Below are 18,844 nucleotides of genomic sequence, written 5' to 3'. Positions count from 1 at the left end.
GGGGCCCGGGCGGGGGCGGGCCCCCGCGTCCGGGCGCCCCCGGGAGCCTCCTCCGCCGGATGCTTGACAGTTCACCCTTCGCGTGCGGGACTGGGAGGTGCGAAGCCGGGCGGACAAGTCGGGGGTGAGTCCTCTGCCGGAGCTGCGCTATCCCAGCGTTCCCGAACTGGTCGCCGCCGCTCAGGCGTTGGCGGCTCAGGAACCCGGGCTGTGCGCGCTGCGTCAGGTGGGCGTCTCGCGCGCGGGAAGACCCTTGCACCTGCTGTCGGTGGGACACGCCCGCCGCGCGGTGCTCGTGGTGGCGGGCGCGCACGCCAACGAGCCGACGGGCGGCTCCACCCTGCGGGTGCTCGCCGAAAGGGTGCTGGCGGAACGCGAGTTGCGGGCAGACACCTCCTGGCACTTCCTGCTGTGCGCGGACCCGGACGGCGCGAGCCTGCATGTCACCCCGGCGCCGCGCAGCCTGCTCGACTACCACCTCGGCTTCTACCGGCCGACCGGTGCGGAGCAGCCGGAGTGGTCGCCGTCGGTGCTGCCGCCGGACCGGCTGCCGCCCGAGACACGGACGCTGACCGGGGTCATAGACGAACTGCGCCCCTATCTCCAGGTGACCCTGCACGGCACCGATCTGGGCGGGAGCTGGGTGCAGTTGACCAAGGACGTGCCGGGTCTCGCCGAACCGTTCGCCAAGTCCGCGGCGCAGCTGCACATCCCGGTGGAGACGGGGGCCTCGGACGCGGCGGGCTGGCCGGCCTCCGGTCCCGGTGTGCATGTGATGCCCGGCCCGGAGACGGGCGTGGCCTACCCGAGCCTGCCGGACGACGCCCGGCACAGCACCTGGTACCACGCGCACCGGTACGGCGGTCTGACGGCCGTGGTGGAGGTGCCGATGTGGGCCAGCGACCTGGTGGACGACCCGGCGCCGCACCCGGCACCGGCGGCGGCCATGCGGCGGCTGGCCACGCGGCTGCTGCGGGACTCCCGGGAGGTCGAGCGGATCCTCGCCGAGGCGCGGCCCCGGCTGGAGGGCGCGGACGGGCCCCTGCTGCGGGCCGCGCAGTGGGCCCTGGAGCTGATCCCGGGCCTCGCGGAGGACTGGACCCACACCTCCCCGGCGGGTACGACGATGGCGTACGTCGGCAGTGTCGACGCGTTCGGACGGCGGCTGCCGCTGCGGGCGGCGGCGATGCTGCTGCGGGTGCTGCGGGAGGCGGACGACCGGGCGGCGCCGCGTCTGGAACAACTCGTGGCCACCTGGTGCGACGCCTTCGCGGAACGCTTCCGGGCCCGCTGGGTGCCGTTGGAGCACCAGGTGGAGCACCAGTCCCGGACGGTACTGGTGGCGGCCCAGCAGGCCCGCGACCAGGCGGCGTGAGCCGAGGGCGGCGCGGATACGCGGAGCCGGCGCACGGGGAAGAAGCGCCCGGTGGGCACACCAGACTGGCGGCATGAACCTAGGGGCAAGGGCGGGCGCCTTGAGCCTAGGGGGCGGGCGCGGACGCCTTGAGCCTAGGGGGCGGACGCCCTGAGCCGAGGGGCAGGGGCGGGCGCCTTGAGCCTAGGGGGCGGGCGCGGACGCCTTGAGCCTAGGGGGCGGACGCCCTGAGCCGAGGGGCAGAGGCGAACGCCCTGAGCCGAGGGCAGAGGCGAACGCCCTGAACCTAAGGCGAGGGCAGAGGCGAACGCCCTGACCCTAAGGCGGGGGCAGGCGTGGCAGGCGCCTTGAGCCGACGCGCCGAGCGGGCGTGCAAGCCCGCGCGCGGAGCGAACGGGAGCGTGCACCGGGCGCCGTCCGCGCCGGACCCGCGTCGGCTCACGCCCCTCCCCCGGCGCGCCGCCCCCTGCTCATCGCGCCGCCCGTCAGCCGTCCAGGGCGAAGACCGACCCCGTCCGCGCCCGCATCACGCACGCGCTGGTGTACGTGTCCTGGAAGTCGACCGGCCGCCCGTCCCACCGCCCGCGCGCGTGGACCGTCACCGGCGCGAAGATCATCGGGCAGAAGACCTGCTCGGCCGGGATGCGGTCGATGGCACCGCCGGCGGCGGCCAGTTCCGCGCAGGCCTCGGAGGCGCGCGCATGGCCCTGGGGCGGGTCGCACAGCAGCAGCGTGTCGCGGGTGTCGCCGGACCGGGCGTCGCCCTTGGTGACCGTGAGGTGGAGCCAGTTACCCGGGAGGGCGTCACGGGGGGCCGCCTGGGCCGGGCCCGCGGTGAGGAGGCCGGCCGCGGTCAGCAGGGCGCCGGCCGCCGCTGCCGCTCTGGTGATGTACGTCATGTCCCGTTGCATCGGCACGGCGGCCCGCCTTCCGCAGTGCGGCTCACCCGATCGGTACCGCACACGCGCGTGGCTGCGCGCCCGTTCGAACGGGACCGGCCGGGCAGGGCTCAGCTCGCCGCGAGCCGGAACGCCATCCTGCCGAAGGCGACCTGGTCGCCCTCGCGGACGACGACCGCCCCGATCACCCGGCGGCCGTTGACGGTGGTGCCGTTGGTCGAGCCGAGGTCCCTGAGGACCCACAGGCCGCCCTGGTGGCGGAGTTCGGCGTGCACGCGGGAGACGGTCTCGTTGGTCAGGCGCAGCCCGTTCGCGGGGTCGCGGCCGATGCGCAGCGGATGGGTGTGCGCCGGATGCGGCAGCAGCAGCTTGGGCAGCCGCTCGGCCTGCCAGGCCCGCCGCAGTCGTACCGTGAACCCGGAGACGGCCTCCACGGTGCCGAGGACCGCGCGGGAGAACCGGTTCTCCCGGGGCAGGTCGGCGACGAGGGCGGCGAGTTCGTCGGAGCGGCGCGCGACGAGCGCCAGTTCCATGCGGCGCACGAACGTGTCGTGCGAGAGCCGGCCCATGGCGACGCCGTCGCGCAGCACCCGCAGCGCCTGGTCGCGCTCCGCGTCGGACAGGCGCGCGGGGTAGGTGGAGAACTCGAAGGACGACGTCACGCTGGTGATTGTCGGGCAGTGAACCCCGGGTGTCCAGAAATCAGGGAATCGGTGCCGGTCCGTGGGTACTTCCGCGACACCTGCCGGCAAAGGGCCGATTCGAGAGCGGATCGATCGTCCGGGGCGGCACGATGGAGACGCGGGACATCACGGTGAGCAGACGAAGGGGAACCGTCCGTGCAGTTCGAGGTGTGGGCACCGCAGGCAGAACGAGTGACGCTCCATTGCGAGGGCACCGCGCGCGCGTTGGCGCGCGATCCCGCGCGCGGGGGGTGGTGGACGGGCGAGGCGGAGGCCGGGGACGGCGCCCGGTACGGGTTCGCGCTGGACGACGGCCCCGTGCTGCCCGACCCGCGCTCGCGCCGCCAGCCGGACGGTCCGGACGGGCTGAGCGCGGTCGTGGACCACGAGCGGTACGCGTGGCGGGCGCCGTGGGCGGGGCGCGGACTGCCGGGCGCGGTGCTGTACGAGCTGCACGTGGGCACGTACACCCGGGAGGGCACCCTGGACGCCGCCGCCGCCCGCCTGGACCACCTGGTGGAACTGGGCGTGACGCACGTGGAGTTGATGCCGCTGTGCCCCTTCCCAGGGCGGCACGGCTGGGGGTACGAGGGCGTGTCGCTGTGGGCGGTGCACGAGCCGTACGGCGGTCCCGAGGCCCTGAAACGCTTCGTGGACCGGGCGCACGAACTCGGTCTGGGCGTCGTCCTGGACGTCGTGCACAACCACTTGGGGCCCACCGGGAACTATCTGCCGCGGTTCGGGCCGTACTTCACGGACACGCACACCACTCCGTGGGGTTCGGCGGTGAACCTGGACGCGCCCGGCTCGGACGAGGTCCGGGCGTTCCTCCTCGGCAGCGCGCTGGCGTGGCTGCGGGACTACCGGATCGACGGTCTGCGGCTGGACGCGGTGCACACGCTGTACGACACACGCGCGTGCCACTTCCTGGAGGAGCTGTCGGCGGCGGTCGACGGCCTCGCCGAGGAGGTGGGCAGGCCGCTGTTCCTGATCGCCGAGTCGGACATGAACAACCCGCGCTTCATCACCCCGCGCGCGGAGAACGGCCTCGGACTCCACGCGCAGTGGAACGACGACTTCCACCACGCCCTGCACGCCACGCTGACCGGTGAGTCCCAGGGCTACTACGCCGACTTCGCGCGTGATCCCTTCGCCGCGCTCGCCAAGACGCTCACCGGCGGCTGGTTCCACGACGGCACGTACTCCAGCTTCCGGGGCCGCCGTCACGGCCGGCCGCTGGACCGCGCGCGCGTGGCCGGGCACCGGCTGCTCGGCTACAGCCAGACCCACGACCAGGTCGGCAACCGCGCCCAGGGTGACCGGCTCTCCGCGCACCTCTCCCCCGGTCTGCTGGCCTGTGCGGCCGCGCTGACCCTGACCGCCCCGTTCACGCCGATGCTGTTCATGGGCGAGGAGTGGGCGGCGGGCACGCCCTGGCAGTTCTTCACCGACCACACCGACCCCGAGCTGGCCGAGGCGGTACGGCAGGGCAGGCGCCGGGAGTTCGCCGCGCACGGGTGGGCCGAGGAGGACGTGCCCGACCCGCAGGACCCGGCCACCCGCGAGCGGTCCTGCCTGGACTGGTCGGAGCCGGAACGCGAGCCCCACGCGCGCGTGCTGGCCTGGTACCGGAAGCTGATCGCGCTGCGCCACGTCCAGCCCGACCTCACCGACCCGGACCTCGCGGACACGAAGGTCGCCTACGACGAGGACGCCCGCTGGCTGGCCTTCCGGCGCGGCGACGTACGGGTGGCGGTGAACCTGGGCAAGGAGCCGGCGGCGATCCCGCTGGGCACCGGCCGGGTGGAGGTCCTCGCGGCCTGGGACCCGGTCGAGGCGCCGGGCGCGGACGGGCTGCTCCAGGTGCCCGGTGAGTCGTGCGTGGTGCTGACGCAGCCCTGAGAGACGGTGCGGGCACGGCCCTGAGGGGCCCGGGAACCCCGCGGCCGGAGGGCGGCTCGTGCCGCCCTGACGGCCCCCTGCGGTCCCGTCAGGGCTCCGGCTCGTCCTCCTGGAGGTCGGTCACCCGCTCCAGCAGGATCGGCTCCCAGGCGCGCCGCAGCTGGGTCCGCAGCAGGGGCAGGGAGCCGGTCGTACGGCCGTCCAGGCGGTCGGTGAGGCGGATGACGGTGTCGCAGCGGGCCAGCCAGAGGCCGCGCAGGCAGGGGCGGGCGCCGTAGCCGGCGAGGGTGGCGGCGCGCACGGCCGGCGGGGAGCCGACGGCGACGGCGAGTCCGGCGATGTCCTCGGCGGGGTCGCCGAGGGACGCCGCGGTCCAGTCCAGGATGCCGCGCACCCGTCCGTCGGCGCTGACCAGCACATGCGCGCCGGTGAGCCCGTGGTGGGTGAGGACGGCGGAACCGGGCTGTGCGGCGAGCTGGGCCGCGCCGGGCGGGGTCAGCTGGTGCAGCCGGGCCGCGTCGAACTCGTCGGCGGCGGCGAGCCGTTCGGCCGCGTGGACGGCCATCCGGCGCAGCGCCTCCAGCGAGCGCGGGGCGGTGCGCGGCACGCCGAGCGCCTCGGCCTGGCGGGCGGGCACCGTACGCAGCCCGCTGAGCAGCCCGGCGAGGTCGGCCTCGCCGACGGCGGAGACGTCGTACTCGTCGGCCGTGCCGCCGGGCACCCGGGTGTCGAGGGTGTAGGCGAGGCCGGGCGCCCAGTCGCCGTGCGCGACGCTGGTCGGGACGGCGACGGGGACCTGCGGGCGGACCAGCTCGCGCAGGCGCAGTTCGCGGCGGCGGCGGACGGATGCCTCGCGGTCGGGCGCGAGGCGCAGCACATGGCGGCTGCCGACCCACCAGGTGTGTTCGCTGTCCTCGGTCACGGGCCGCACATCGGGTCCCCGCGTGCCGTCGCCGCCCTCCTTGAGCAGCGAGCGGACCAGTCTGCGGACGGTGTCCGCGGTGGGTGTCGGTGCCTGGGTCATGGATCGCACGTCGCCGTTCCGGGTGTCGTCGGAGTGGGTCTCCTCGGGTCTCTCACTCCACTATGACCATCTCACGGGTGGTGTTGTTGAGGCGGCGGCCGCCGTCCTCGGTGACCGTGACGATGTCCTCGATGCGCACCCCGAAGCGGCCGGGCAGGTAGATGCCGGGCTCCACGGAGAAGCACATGCCGGGCACGAGCGGCTGCTCCTCGCCCTCGATCATGTACGGCGGCTCGTGCGTGGTGACGCCGATGCCGTGGCCGGTGCGGTGGATGAAGTACTCGCCGTACCCGGCGTCCGTGATCACCGCGCGGGCGGCGCGGTCGACCTCCTGGCAGGCCACCCCCGGGCGTACGGCCTGGAAACCGGCCTCCTGGGCGGCGCGCACGATGTCGTGGACCCTGCGCTCCTCCTCGGTCGGCTCGCCGACGTGGACCGTGCGGGTGGTGTCGGAGCCGTAGCCGTCCTTCAGGCCGCCGAAGTCGAGGACGACCATGTCGCCGGGCTGGATGACGCGGTCGCCGACCTCGTGGTGGGGGTTGGCGCCGTTCGGGCCGGAGCCGACGATCGTGAAGTCGACCTGGGAGTGGCCGAAGCGGCGCAGCAGGCCGGCGAGGTCCTGGCCCACGTCGGACTCGCGGCGGCCGGCGAAGGGGACCTTGCGGATCTCCTCGAACGCCAGGTCGGCGGCCGCGCCCGCGGCGGCGAGGAGTTCCAGTTCGGCCGTGTCCTTCACCGCGCGCAGCATGGGCAGGGCGTCGGTGAGGGAGGCGTAGGAGGTGCCGGGCAGGGCCCGCTGGAGGCCCAGCAGGTGCATGGCCCAGGTGTTGTCGCTGATGCCGAACCGACCGCGGTCGTCGAGGAGGCCGGCGGTGACGGCGTAGGGGTCCTTGCCGTCGGTCCAGTCGCGCAGCGTCAGCGCGGCGGCGCCGGCCGCCTGCTCGGCGTCCGGGGCCTCCAGGGTGGGCACGACGAGCACGGGGCCCCGGCCGGGTGCGAGGACCAGCAGGGTCAGCCGCTCCGTGACCGCTGTGGGCGTGTAGCCGGTGAGCCACACCATGTCCGGTCCCGGCGCCACGAGCAGCCCCGCGAGGCCGGCGTCGCCGGCGGATTGCACGGCACGCTCCATGCGGGCCCTGTAGTCGGCGGCGGTGAAGGGCGCGGGCGTACTACCGGTCATCCGGGCCTCCGGGGCGGGTGAGGAAACGGGGCGATGGCGTCTCGGGCAGCATCCTGCCCGCCCGCACCGGCCCACGCGAGCCGGTCCCGCGGACCGGCGTCCCGCGGTCCGTGGAGGGGGCACTCGGCATGGGTCCATGATGACGTGCGCAACGGATGGTGACCAAGGGGTTTCCTGGCGTGACCGGGACCGGCGGCGGTCCCGGGCCGGGTCAGGTCACCACTCCCGGGGTCACCGCCAACTGCTGGTAGCCGCCGCTCGCGTGGCGCACGGTGAGCAGCACCGCCTTGCCGGGACGGGCCCGTCCGACGGCTCGGGCGAGGTCGGCGGCGGTGTCCACACGGGCCCCGCCCCACTGGAGTACGACGTCCCCGCGGACCAGGCCCGCCGCGTAGCCGGGGCCGGGCACGTGCACGCCCACCACGAGTGCGCCCGCCTTCTCCGCGTCGACCGCCTCCACGCCGAGGACCGGGCCGGGCGGGGCCGCGACGGGCGCCGGCGGGGGCGTGGCCCTGGCCGAGGGCGCCGGCGCGGGCGGTGGGGCCTGGCGTCGCAGCTCGGCGAGTCTGCTCATGCTGATCACCGTGGCGCCGACCGTGCCGATGCCGACGCCGGAGAGCACCAGCACGGTGCCCGCGCACAGGCCGCACAGCAGGGTCCGCAGCCGCCGCCCGCGCCGGGGCGCGGCGTGCGGGCGGCGGGCGGGGTCGGGGGTGTCGTCCTCCCGCCGGTCCTGACCGGGCATCGGCTTCGGACGCAACGCAGTGTGTTCCATGGTTCGCTCGCCTCCGGCTGGTGCTCTACCCGGGGCGGTGGGGCGCGACGAGACACGAAAGGGTGAGACTGCCCGGAGGGTGACGGAGGGTACTCATAGCTGTCACGCCAACCGTTCAGCACACCCTTTCGGCCCGCCCTGTCAGCCCGTGTGGCCCTCGCCGTGGCCGCCGTGCGCGCCGCCATGGTCGAACTTCAGGGCCTCGGGCGGCATGACGACGAAGGGCCGCATCATGCCCATGTCCTCGTGCTCCAGCAGATGGCAGTGGTACATGAACCGGCCGTACGCGCCGTCGAAGCGGCCCATGACCCGCAGCATCTGGTTGCCCGGCACCCGGAAGACGTCCTTGTAACCCCGTTCGTTGGGCGCGAGCGGTATCTCGCGGGCGGCGTCGTACCGGATCGGGGTACGGGTGCCGCCCACCGCCGGGTCGAAGCCGGAGACGTCGTAGGCGTCCCGGCCCAACAGCTGGAAGTCGGCCAGGTGGATGTGCATGGGGTGCACGATGGGCGCGAGATTGAGGAAGCTCCACTGCTCGTGGCTGCCCTCGCCGATCGTGAAGCCGAGCCCGTCGTTGAACGTCCGCGCGGTGCGCCGGTACGTCTTGGTGGTGCCGTCGGGTCCGGTGACCTGCACGATGCCCTCGGCCGGGAACGTCAGGCCGCTCGGGTCCTCGACCTCGGTCATCTCCCAGATCTCCGGGTGGCCGCCGGCCCCCTTGGTGGCGGGCGGGGTGAGCAGGACGAGCCGGTGGCCGTGCGGGGTGTCGTGGGTGAGGCGGCGGAAGGAACCGGAGAGCACCTCGGGCAGTTCGAAGGTGTCCTCCGCGCAGCTCTCCCGGACCCGGAACTCCAGTACGGCCGGACAGGGCACGTCTCCGGCCGGGTCGGGCACCCCCGCCGGCTGGTTGGGGCCCTTGTTGACCAGCCGCAGGGTCCGGCCCGCGAGTCCGCGGAAGTCCACCAGCAGGTCGAACCGCTCGGCCGGCGCGGCGGTCAGGGCCGGCAGCTCCGCGTCGAAGTCGACCGGCACCGGGCGCGGCAGCAGTCCGCCGTCGCTGCCGATCTGGTGGACGATTCCCGGCACCGGCCGGTCGTCCTCGTCGATGATGACGAGTTCGAAGATGCGCGCGTTGGAGGCGTTGACCAGCCGGAACCGGTGCCACGCCGGGTCCACGTCGGCGTAGGGCCAGATGCGGCCGTTGACCGTGGTGTACGGGCCGGTGAAGGGTATGGAGACCGGCTTGCCCGTCTCCGGGTTGCGCTGCTGGACGATCACCGTCTTGTGCAGGAGCCGGCCGTTGAGGCGGCCGTCCTCGTCGGTGTCGAGGTTGCGGTCGGCGACGACGAGCGGGATCTCCCGCTCGCCGGACGGCAGGTGGAGGGCGTCCTCCTCGTCGTCCCGGACGAGGTAGGTGCCGTACAGGCCCGCCATCACGTTCCACCGGGTGATGTTCATGGCGTGGTCGTGGTACCACCACTGCACCGCCTGGTGGTCGTTCGGGTACTCCGAGAGCTGGGCGTCGCCGTGGCCCACGGCGTTGTCCGCCCAGCCGTCGTTGCCACCGCCGGTCTGCGCGCCGTGCAGATGGGTCACCGACCAGGCGGGCAGGGCGGCGACGTCCTTGTTCGGCTCGACGCCCTCGCGGCCCGGTTCGGTGGTGGCCTGCGGGCGGCCGTCCGTGCGCAGCGGCACCTCCACAGAGGTGACCGGGTACTCGCTGTCCTTGGGGATGCGGTTGGTCCAGGCGATGCGGACGCGCTGTCCCCGGCGCACCTCGATGGTCGGGCCCGGCACGTGTCCGTCGTAGCCCCACATCAGGGTCGGCGGCAGTTGCGGGTGCAGGCGCACCCAGGTCGGGCGCAGGGCGATCCCGGTCTCGCGCAGGACGTCGTCCGCGGCGGGCCGCAGGACCGGCGGGACGGTCAACGGCGCCATGTACGGCGTCAGTTCGCGGGCCGCCGGTGCCTGCTCGCCCGCGGTCGGTCCGGTGAGCCTCTCGATGGTCTCGGTCAAGGTCGAACACCCCCGTGTGTTCTGGCTCTGTTGTTCCCCTTGCTCCACAAGACTCCCGAGGACTCACCGAAGTTCCCTGAATGCCCGATTCCGCACGCGGGGATTTCCGGGACCGTCAGCCCAGCGACAGGGCGGGGGTGCGGCCGGGCAGGAAGCCGTGGGCGCGGCGGCCGAGCCATTCGGCCTTGTACCGGTCGACCTCCCGGTGCCAGTTGAGGATGCCCGCCAGCCAGTTCCGCAGGTCCTGCACATAGGCGTCCATGAGCGTGCGGGCTTCCGCCGACAGCTGGAAGTCGTCGTACAGGACCGGCAGTTCGTGGGCGACCACATGCTCGAACTGCCGCATGCGCTGGGTCATCAGGTCGTGGACGACGCCGAGCGCGGCCGGATAGTCCACGCCGAAGAAGTTCTGCACGACCAGGACGGAGTTGTGGATCTCACCCTCGTACTCGATCTCCTTCTGGTAGGAGAAGACGTCGTTGAGGAGACAGGCGTAGTCGATGGCGGCGTTCTCCAGGGAGCGCACCGGACCGCTGGCGTACACCTCGGCAGGGATCGCGGGGCCGTGGCCCATCCGGCACAGGCTCAGGGTGAGGTCCGAGCCGAAGGTGGAGCGCCGCATCTCCAGGTAGTCGACCGGGTCGGGGATGCGGTTCTGCATCTGGTTGGACAGTTCCCAGACCCAGCTCTCGGTCATCTTGTCCACAGCTGTCTTGAGGGTGCGCCGCTGGTCGGCGGTCATCTCGGCCGTGGTGCGCGTCCACAGGTCGATCAGCCCGCGTTCCATGGCGTCGGCCGGAACGATCGTCGGCGCGCCCTCCACCGCCATGCACTGCGACAGGCGGGCCGTGGTCAGCCGGGCGGCGGCGAGGTCCCGGCGGTGGCCGTACACCAGGGGGTAGTAGTCGTCGCCGTAGGTGCCCCAGGCGAGCCACTGCGCGCTGAGGTCGAGGGCCTCCGGGGTGGCGTCCGGGTCCAGGCCGGCTGAGCACAGCGCGAGGTCGTAGGCGGCGAGCTTGTCCTCGTCCCAGACGCCCTCCTGGAGGACGCCCATCCGGTGACACCAGTCGACGAGGTTGCCGCGGGCCCGGTCCAGGTGGGGGCTGAGCTGGAGCTCGAAGGGCATGTAGAGGTCGGGAACGCGGGACGGGCCGACCTTCTGGTAGGGCACGTGGGAGTAGGCGCGCAGCCGGTCCTGTGCGGCCGCGGCGAGCAGCGCGCCGACGTCGGCGGCGGAGGTCCCGGGGCCGCTGGGGAGCTGCCAGGGCGAGCTGGAGCGCGCGCCCTTGTTCATGTAGCGGCTGGAGCGCATGTGCCACTCGTGGCCGCCGGACTGCCAGTCCTGGAGGCCCTTGGTGTAGGCGGCGACCGCGGCGACCTCGGCGGGGGTGAGGCCCTTCTCCAGGGCTACGGCGGGGACTTCGGTGAACGCGGTGTGCTCGAACTGGTGCAGCCGCGAGGTGAGGACGTCGTTGACGGTGTCGGCGGCCTCCTGGGTGGTGCAGCCGAAGAACTTCTCCAGGACCAGCACGCCGTTGCTGTTCTCGCCCTCGTCCTCGACCTCGCGCTGGTAGGAGAACAGGTCGTTGCGCAGGTGGACGGCGTCGGAGAAGGTCTCCATGAGGACGCGCAGCGGCCTGGTGCCGGCGACGGCGGCGGGCACCTCCGAGGTCGCGTACTCCACGAGCCCCGCCGACCAGGGGGCGCCGCCGACCTTGCGGCGCATCTCGATGTACTCGACGGGGTTGGCGACGCGCCCCTCGTTGATGTTGGACAGCTCCCACATCGACTCGTTGAGCAGGTGCTCGGTGGCGACGGAGAAGCGGCGCCGCCAGTCGACGGACATCGCCGGCACCGTCCGCGCCCACAGGTCCTTCAGCCCGGCCTCCACCGGGTTCTCCGGCTCCGGCACGGGGGTGGCGGGGTCGAGCGGCATGAACAGCGGCAGACGGTCCAGGTGGGCCTTTCCGGCGGCCCGGTCCGGGGTGCGCTTGAACATGTCCAGGAAGTGGTCGTCGAAGAAGAACACCCACACGTACCAGTCGGTGATCAGGGAGAGAGCGGGCCCGTCGCAGTCGGGATGGGTGTAGGCGCACAGGAGGCCGTAGTCGTGCGCCTCCAGGTCGGCCTGTTCCCAGATCCCGGAGCCTTCCAGCATGCCCATGTCGCGTGCCCACTGCGTGGAGTGGGCCCGGGCCTCGTCCAGGTGCGGGTTGAGCCGCGCGGGATACGGCATGTAGAAGTGCGGGAGTTCGAACGGCTGCGTCATGGCCGGGCCCTACCCGCGGCCCCGGACGCCCATCCAGTCGGCGGCACATGATCACACCATCGCGTGAACCGCTCGCGAAACCTGGAACTCCGGTGGGCGGTTGTGGCGTTGGTTCCCTTGCCGTGTCCGCGCGCGGGGGCCACGGTAGGCGCATGACCTCCTTCGTGCTGCCCCATGAGGTGCACGGCGACGGCGCCCACAAGGTGTTCGCCGTGCACGGCTGGTTCGCCGACCGGTCCGCCTACGCGGCCGTCCTGCCGGACCTGGACCGCACGTCCTTCAGCTATGCGCTGGTGGACCTGCGGGGTTACGGCGAGGCCCGGGACGCCACGGGCTCGTACACGACGGCCGAGGCGGCCGTGGACCTGGTGGAGCTGGCGGACCGGCTCGGCTGGGACCGGTTCTCGGTGGTCGGGCACTCGATGGGGGGCGCGGTGGCGCAGCGACTGCTCGCCGTCGCCCCGCACCGCCTGCGCCGGATCGCCGGTGTCTCCCCCGTGCCCGCCTCCGGAATGCCGCTGGCCGGCGAGCAGGCGGCACTGTTCACGGACGCGGCGCACCGGGCGGAGAACCGGCGCGCCATCATCGACCTCACCACCGGGGGCCGCCGGCCCGCCGCCTGGCTGGACCGGATGGTCGCCCGCTCGCTGGAGCGCAGCGACCCCAAGGCGTTCCGGGCCTGGCTGGACTCGTGGGCGGGCGAGGACTTCACCGCGGACGTCGTGGGCAGCGAGGTACCGGCGCTGGCCGTGGCCGGCGCGCTGGACCCGGCGCTGTCCGCGGAGGTCATGCGGCAGACCTGGCTGTCCTGGTACCCGCGCGCGGAGCTGACCGTACTGCCGGGCGCCGGTCACTACGCGATGGACGAGACCCCGCTGGACCTGGTGCGTGCCGTCGAGGACTTCCTGCGGGCCGACGGCCCGGGCGGCACCCGGGCGGGCGGGGCGGCGTGAGCGTGCGGGACGCGCCGCCGGTCCCGGACGTCTTCGATCCGCGCCGGTACGCCGCCGGGGTGCCCCACGACGACTACCGCGTGCTGCGCGACCACCATCCGGTGGCCTGGCAGGAGGAACCGGAGGTGCTGGGCTGGCCGGCCGGGCCCGGGTTCTGGGCGGTGACCCGGCACGCGGATGTCGTACGCGTACTGAAGGACGCGGGGACGTACTCGTCGTACGTCGGCGCGACCCAGATCCGCGACCCGGCCCCCGAGGACCTGCCTTTCATCCGGCGGATGATGCTCAACCAGGACCCGCCGGGGCACGGACGGCTGCGGCGGCTGGTGAGCCGTGCCTTCACGCCGGGGCGCGTGGACCGGTTCGCGGCGGTCGCCCGGGAGCGGGCGCGCACGCTGCTCGTGGGCGCCCTGGAGGCGGCGCGGGCGGGGGACGGCACGGTGGACCTGGTGTCCGCCGTCACCGACGAGTACGCCCTGCTGAACCTGGCGGATCTGCTGGGCGTTCCGGAGAGCGACCGGCGGTTGCTGCTGCGCTGGACGCAGCGGGTCATCGGCTACCAGGACCCGGACGAGGCCGGTCCGCCGGTGCTGGACGGGGAGGGCAGACCGGTGAATCCGCGGTCACCGGCGATGCTGGCGGACATGTTCGCCTACGCCGGGCAGCTGGCCGCGTACAAGAGGCGGTACCCCGCGGACGACATCATGACGACGCTCGCCCACGACGCCGAACTCGCCGAGGCCGAGCTGGAGATGTTCTTCTTCCTGCTCACCGTGGCGGGCAACGACACCGTGCGCGGTGCGGCCCCGGGCGGGCTGCTGGCGCTGGCGGAGCACCCGGAGACGTACGCGTCACTGCGCGCCGGGAAGGTGGGTGTGCCGTCCGCCGTCGACGAGCTGCTGCGCTGGCATCCGCCCGTGCTGACCTTCCGCCGGACGGCCGTGCGGGACACCGAGCTGGCGGGCCGCGCGATCGGGGCGGGCGACAAGGTCGTGGTGTTCCACGCCTCGGCCAACCGTGACGAGCGCGTCTTCGCCGCTCCCGACCGGCTCGATCTCGCCCGTTCCCCCAATCCGCACGTGTCCTTCGGGGACGGCCCGCACGTGTGCCTGGGCGCTCACTTCGCCCGGCTGCAACTGCGGCTGCTGCACGAGGAGGTGCTGCGCGTCCTGCCCGGACCGCCGCGTCTCGCCGGGCCGCCCGGGCGGCTGGTGTCGAACTTCATCAACGGCCTGAAGTCACTGCCGGTGCACATCACCTGACGCGTGCTTCCCGTCGCCTTGCGGGTCGGCCTGGATCAGCGCGTGCGTGCCACTGGTCCGCCAGCTCCGCCCCTCGGCCGCCACCAGTTCGGTCTCGGTCGTCGCGGACAGGCCGGTGATCACATCGGACTTGAGGGTGCGCAGGGCGGCGACCGGGCCGGGGAAGTACGCGGTCGTCTCCCGGAAGGGCGTGGTGGGCGGCCAGAGCCGATCGCCCACCAGACGCCGGTAGTTGAGGTCGCCCTTGACGAGGGTCAGCGTGGCCGCCGCGAACTCCGCGCGCAGGTCGTCCGGCATCGCCGCGTACGGCAGCGGGGCGCAGGAGAAGGGGTGGGCGCGGACGGTGAGCCGGCCGTCGGCCATGGCCGACCAGAGCAGGCGCCCGTACTCGGCGGCCGTCCCGTGGGCCGCGCGCAGCCGGTGCAGCGCGTCGACGACGTCGGCGGTGGTGGCGTCGGAGACGTAGTACGGGTACGGCTTGACGTGCAGCACCGCCCGCGCGGTCCGGCCCTCGGCGAGGAGATGGGCGATCAGCAGGAGGTCGGGGACGAGTTCGCGGCCGGCGTTGTCCGCGACGAGCACGAGCGTGCCGGTTCCGGCGGGCGGCAGCAACGACCACAGGGTCTCGCTGTCGTCGGCGACCAGTGCGGGGGCGGGTTCGCGGGCCTGGGCGCCCGCGGCGGAGAGACGGAAGCCGAGGTCGGCGCGGTTGCCCCAGAGCGAGCCGTGCAGCAGGGCGTCTGCCCGCTCGTCCCCCGGAAGGTCCCGCAGGCCGTCCAGGGCGGCCAGTTCCTCGTCGGTCTCCGGGGCGTCGAGTTCGGCGCGCTTGAAGGGGCGGAAGGGGTCGATGCCCTGCCAGGCGCCCGGCCCGAACCAGCCGACGGCGTCCAGCAGCCGGCGGTAGAAGTAGCTCTCGGCCCACAGCCAGGGCACCTCGTACCAGGACCGGCCGGCGTACTCGGCGAGGCCCCAGTCGTGCCACCGGTCCCGGTCCGGGGCGTCGGCGGGCAGCGGTCCGAGGGTCCCCTCGGTGCAGCTCTTCAGCAGCTCGTCCAGCGCCCTGTGCTGCCCGGGACCGTACGGGAAGGCGTCCCTCACCTGCCGGATGATCGCGGGGTGCCGTTCGGCCAGCACGCTGTGCGGGAACGAGCCGGGTTCGTTGCCGAGGATCACGGGTGCGAAGGGGATGTCGGGCATGTCCGTCACCGTATCGCGGGCGTCAGGCGGTGCGGATCTCCCGCTCCAGCTGCGTGGCGAGGGTGACGTAGCGGGGGCGGCGGTGCACCGGGACGAGTCCGCGGACCATGAGGTGCCACATCTCGGCGACCCTGCGCGGCAGCCGTCCGACCGGTTCGAGCGAGCGGCCCGCGACCCGGGTGCCGATGAAGAAGCAGACGAGGGAGTGGGCGACGACACCGACGTCGAGATCGCCGTGTACGTCGGCTTCCCTGATGGCTCCGGTGAACTTGCGGGTGGCGAAGTCGAGCCACTCGGTGAACGGGTGCCGCAGCGGCGGCCGTACGGCGATGTCCGCGGTGGCCAGGCGGAGCCCGGCGCGCGGTACGGGGTCCTCCACGGCGAGCCGGGCGATCCCGAACGTGGTGCGCATCAGGGCCTCCAGCGAGGAGCAGCCACGGCTCTCGACGTCGGCCACGAGCTGCCGCGCCGCCTTGGCCTGGAGTTCCAGGATGGCGTGGGCGAGATCCTCCTTGGCGGCGAAGTGGAAGTACAGGGCGCCCTTGGTGACCTTCGCGTGTGCGACGATGTCGCTCAGACTGGTGGACTCGTATCCGTGCCGGTCGATCAGATCGGCGGCGGCCGTGATGATCGTCGCCCGGGTCTGTTCGGCACGTAACTGCCTTGGCATCCTGGACCCCCTCCTCGCACCCAAAAAGAACAGGCCATGCGGTTTGTTTCTGACTCATTGCATACGATAACTCACCGATCGGCAACGGGAGTCCGGGCGGACCACGCGCGCGGTACGACACGTGTCATCGCTCCGCTCGACGCCGGCCGGGTGCTCCGCACCTCTTCAACGGGCGAGACCTCATGGTTTCCCCTTCGTCGCCGGCCGGTGTCCGGGAGCCCCGGGGCGACGGGTGCCGCCCCATGATCGCCACGATACGAGGCGGACGGCCGACTCCTCAATGGGGTGTGGAAGCAGGCGCAAAACAGCCGAACCGGTCGGTGCTTTCACGCCCCCCGCGCGCGGGTGCGCCGGACCGGCTGAACGCGGCGGCCGGCGGGGCCGTACTGGACGCCGCAGACACCGATCCCGCGCCCGCCGAGGAGACGCCCCGATGACTCGGATGACTCGGACGACCGCCCGCCTGAGCGTCAGGACGGCCGCCGCGACGGCACCGCTCCTGCTCCTGACGTGGGCGGCGGGGCCCGCTCAGGCGCACGGGGCCCCCACGGACCCGGTCAGCCGGGTCTACGCCTGCTCACCCGAGGGGGCCGCCGCGCGGACACCGGCCTGCCGGGCGGCGATCGCGGCGAACGGCGGTCCGTTCACCAACTGGGACAACCTGCGTGTGGCGGGGGTGGCGGGCCGCGACCGGCAGGTGATTCCGGACGGCAGACTGTGCAGCGGGAACCTGCCGGCGTACCGGGGCCTGGACCTGGCCCGGCGGGACTGGCCGGCGACGCGGCTGACACCGGGCGGCCACCTGACGCTGACCTACGCCTCGACCATCGCGCACACAGGCACGTTCAAGCTGTACCTGACCAAGCGGGGTTACGACCCCTCGCGGCCGCTGACCTGGTCCGACCTGCCCGCGCGACCCTTCGCCGAGGTCACGGACCCGCCGCTGCGGAACGGGGCGTACCGCGTGAACGCGACGCTCCCCACGGACCGGTCGGGGCGACACGTGCTCTACACCATCTGGCAGAACAGCAGCACGCCGGACACGTACTACGCGTGCTCCGACGTGGTCTTCCCGGAGCACGGGAAGGCCGCCGGCGCGGCGAGGTCCGCCCGGCCCGCACCGACGGCGAGTTCGCCGTCCTCACCGGGCTCTTCGGCCACACCGGCTCCACCGAAGCCGAGTTCACCGGTGACGGGTTCCCCGGTGGCGAGTCCGACCGACCGGTCCGGCGACGTGGGCGGCCGGGCCGGGGCCGCCGTGCGCGACGGAACCCCGGTCGCAGAGACCGCGCACGGCGGGTCGGGCCCCTCGGCGCCACTGCTGGCGGGCGGCGCCGCCGCGGTGCTGCTGCTCACCGGGGGCGCCGCCCTCACTGTGCGGCTGCGTCGTCCACGACGACGCTGAAGCAGACGATCCGGTCGGTCAGTTGACGTAGACCCGGACTCCCGCGTCGGTGACGGGAGCGTACTTCGCCGTGAAGTAGCCGTTGGCGAAGCACAGCGACGAGCCGGACGTCTTGGTGAACTGCTGGTTGGTGAAGGTGATGCTGCTGTCGGCGTTGTCGGACTTACCGGTCAGGCTGGGCGCCTGGTACACGCAGGTCACGGTGCCCAGCAGGGTGCGCAGCTGGACGGTGGCCTGGATGACGGAGCCGCTCGCGGGCGAGACGGTGAGGGTGCCGCCCGAGGTGATCGTCGCGGAGTAGGGCAGGTTGTTGATGGTGATGCCGTTGACGCCGAGGACACCGGTGACGTTGCTGGTGCAGGTGGTGTTGTCGAAGGTGTGCGCGGTGACGGACTCGGTGGCCGTGCCGGGTGCGGTCGGGTTGCCGGTGACCTTGGCGGTGAACTGGGAGCCGGTGCACTTGATCCCGCTGGTGCCGGTCGCGCTGGAGTAGAAGGTGGCGGAGGTGCCGGAGGCCAGCGGCGCGGTGAGGGTGTCGCCGACGGCGACCGCGGTGCCGCCGGTGCTGCCGGTGGTGAGGACCGTGCCGGCCGCGGAGGCCGGGGTGGCCCACGTGAGGGCGAGCGCCGTCGCGGTGCCGGCAAGAGCGAGGAGGGAACGCGTACGCATGGGGGTGCCTCTCTTCCGAAGTGGGGGGACAGATGAGGTGAGGTGGGGGGTGGAGATCGGTACGGTTGCCGCCGGCGCGGGGCCGTCACGCCTTCTCCGTACGCGGCGGACCCGCGACGGCGGCACACCGGGCACCGGCCGAAGGCCTCGGGGGAAGACCTCCGGCCGGGCCGGGTACAGGGGCGGCCCGACACGGAGCAAGAGGGAAGTGACCGTGCCGGGGCCGCACTGAGAGATGGAGCGGTTGCCGTGACAGGGCCGGGAACGCGGCCTGTGCCGTCTGAGGGACGCGGTGGGTGCCACGCCTGACGCGACGGCTGCCGCTTGCGGATCCGGCGCCACGGATCCGTGGAAACAGGGGAAGTTGTAGACCTGATCAACCGTCAGGGTCAAGTGGTTGAAGGGTAGTTGAACCAGGCCGGTTGCGGTCCGCGCACATCCGACACCCTTTTTCCACATCTCCCTTGACCCCTGAATGTAACCGGCGGTAACTTCCTCGAAGGCTACTGCCGCGTAACGAGAAAGCCCTTGCGCCCGCCGGGAGTTGCGAGGAGGCGTGCGCGGC

At 73.1% G+C, this 18,844-nt stretch carries 15 protein-coding genes; 5 read left to right on the top strand and 10 right to left on the bottom strand.

The window, feature by feature from the left end; all coding sequences use genetic code 11:
• Window positions 1–124: 124 nt before the first annotated feature.
• Window positions 125–1,375 carry a M14 family zinc carboxypeptidase gene (locus ACH4LD_RS05970; RefSeq protein WP_398054345.1) on the top strand — a complete coding sequence of 417 codons (1,251 nt, stop codon included), beginning with the start codon at window positions 125–127 and terminating at the stop codon, window positions 1,373–1,375.
• A 485-nt stretch (window positions 1,376–1,860) separates the two neighbouring features.
• On the opposite strand, the gene ACH4LD_RS05965 is transcribed toward ACH4LD_RS05970, so the two are convergent.
• Window positions 1,861–2,274 carry an SSI family serine proteinase inhibitor gene (locus ACH4LD_RS05965; RefSeq protein WP_398054346.1) on the bottom strand — a complete coding sequence of 138 codons (414 nt, stop codon included), beginning with the start codon at window positions 2,272–2,274 and terminating at the stop codon, window positions 1,861–1,863.
• Window positions 2,275–2,384: 110 nt separating this feature from the next.
• Window positions 2,385–2,936: an FHA domain-containing protein gene (locus ACH4LD_RS05960; RefSeq protein WP_398054347.1), complete on the bottom strand. Its 552-nt coding sequence runs from the start codon at window positions 2,934–2,936 to the stop codon at window positions 2,385–2,387.
• Window positions 2,937–3,113: 177 nt separating this feature from the next.
• Between ACH4LD_RS05960 and treZ the strand changes: the two genes are divergently transcribed.
• Window positions 3,114–4,859: a malto-oligosyltrehalose trehalohydrolase gene (gene treZ / locus ACH4LD_RS05955; protein WP_398054348.1), complete on the top strand. Its 1,746-nt coding sequence runs from the start codon at window positions 3,114–3,116 to the stop codon at window positions 4,857–4,859.
• An 88-nt stretch (window positions 4,860–4,947) separates the two neighbouring features.
• Here the strand turns inward: treZ and ACH4LD_RS05950 are convergent, their stop codons facing one another.
• The 5 genes from ACH4LD_RS05950 to cyc2 form a co-directional block, all read right to left on the bottom strand.
• Window positions 4,948–5,883, bottom strand: a complete 936-nt coding sequence (locus tag ACH4LD_RS05950; protein WP_398054349.1) for a phosphotransferase — start codon at window positions 5,881–5,883, stop codon at window positions 4,948–4,950.
• Window positions 5,884–5,935: 52 nt separating this feature from the next.
• Window positions 5,936–7,063, bottom strand: a complete 1,128-nt coding sequence (locus tag ACH4LD_RS05945; protein WP_398054350.1) for an aminopeptidase P family protein — start codon at window positions 7,061–7,063, stop codon at window positions 5,936–5,938.
• Between the two features lie 211 nt (window positions 7,064–7,274).
• The gene (locus ACH4LD_RS05940; RefSeq protein WP_398054351.1) at window positions 7,275–7,838 is read right to left on the bottom strand and encodes a PDZ domain-containing protein; all 564 of its coding nucleotides are present in this window, start codon (window positions 7,836–7,838) and stop codon (window positions 7,275–7,277) included.
• Window positions 7,839–7,979: 141 nt separating this feature from the next.
• Window positions 7,980–9,854 carry an O-aminophenol oxidase PhsA gene (gene phsA / locus ACH4LD_RS05935; protein WP_398054352.1) on the bottom strand — a complete coding sequence of 625 codons (1,875 nt, stop codon included), beginning with the start codon at window positions 9,852–9,854 and terminating at the stop codon, window positions 7,980–7,982.
• Between the two features lie 115 nt (window positions 9,855–9,969).
• Complete coding sequence (gene cyc2, locus ACH4LD_RS05930; RefSeq protein WP_398054353.1) at window positions 9,970–12,123, bottom strand: germacradienol/geosmin synthase Cyc2; 2,154 nt, start codon at window positions 12,121–12,123, stop codon at window positions 9,970–9,972.
• Between the two features lie 152 nt (window positions 12,124–12,275).
• Between cyc2 and ACH4LD_RS05925 the strand changes: the two genes are divergently transcribed.
• Window positions 12,276–13,076, top strand: a complete 801-nt coding sequence (locus tag ACH4LD_RS05925; RefSeq protein ID WP_398054354.1) for an alpha/beta fold hydrolase — start codon at window positions 12,276–12,278, stop codon at window positions 13,074–13,076.
• On the top strand, window positions 13,073–14,338 hold the full coding sequence (locus ACH4LD_RS05920) for a cytochrome P450 (protein ID WP_398054355.1): 1,266 nt from the start codon (window positions 13,073–13,075) through the stop codon (window positions 14,336–14,338). The genes ACH4LD_RS05925 and ACH4LD_RS05920 overlap by 4 nt, the downstream gene beginning before the upstream one ends.
• On the opposite strand, the gene ACH4LD_RS05915 is transcribed toward ACH4LD_RS05920, so the two are convergent.
• Both ACH4LD_RS05915 and ACH4LD_RS05910 read right to left on the bottom strand, forming a co-directional pair.
• On the bottom strand, window positions 14,315–15,535 hold the full coding sequence (locus tag ACH4LD_RS05915) for a damage-control phosphatase ARMT1 family protein (protein WP_398054356.1): 1,221 nt from the start codon (window positions 15,533–15,535) through the stop codon (window positions 14,315–14,317). The genes ACH4LD_RS05920 and ACH4LD_RS05915 overlap by 24 nt on opposite strands.
• 22 nt (window positions 15,536–15,557) lie before the next feature.
• On the bottom strand, window positions 15,558–16,205 hold the full coding sequence (locus tag ACH4LD_RS05910) for a ScbR family autoregulator-binding transcription factor (RefSeq protein ID WP_132783172.1): 648 nt from the start codon (window positions 16,203–16,205) through the stop codon (window positions 15,558–15,560).
• Between the two features lie 442 nt (window positions 16,206–16,647).
• Here ACH4LD_RS05910 and ACH4LD_RS05905 point away from each other — a divergent pair, with 442 nt between their 5' ends.
• Window positions 16,648–17,610 carry a lytic polysaccharide monooxygenase gene (locus ACH4LD_RS05905; protein ID WP_398054567.1) on the top strand — a complete coding sequence of 321 codons (963 nt, stop codon included), beginning with the start codon at window positions 16,648–16,650 and terminating at the stop codon, window positions 17,608–17,610.
• Window positions 17,611–17,628: 18 nt separating this feature from the next.
• Here ACH4LD_RS05905 and ACH4LD_RS05900 read toward each other — a convergent pair whose 3' ends face one another.
• Window positions 17,629–18,279 carry a Tat pathway signal sequence domain protein gene (locus ACH4LD_RS05900; RefSeq protein WP_103811607.1) on the bottom strand — a complete coding sequence of 217 codons (651 nt, stop codon included), beginning with the start codon at window positions 18,277–18,279 and terminating at the stop codon, window positions 17,629–17,631.
• Between the last annotated feature and the right edge of the window lie 565 nt (window positions 18,280–18,844).

Source organism: Streptomyces sp. NPDC017676 (genome assembly GCF_044329325.1).
In the GTDB taxonomy this organism is placed as follows: domain Bacteria; phylum Actinomycetota; class Actinomycetes; order Streptomycetales; family Streptomycetaceae; genus Streptomyces.
Note: the sequence above shows the minus strand (reverse complement) of the source record. Positions and strands in the feature narration are given on the sequence as shown.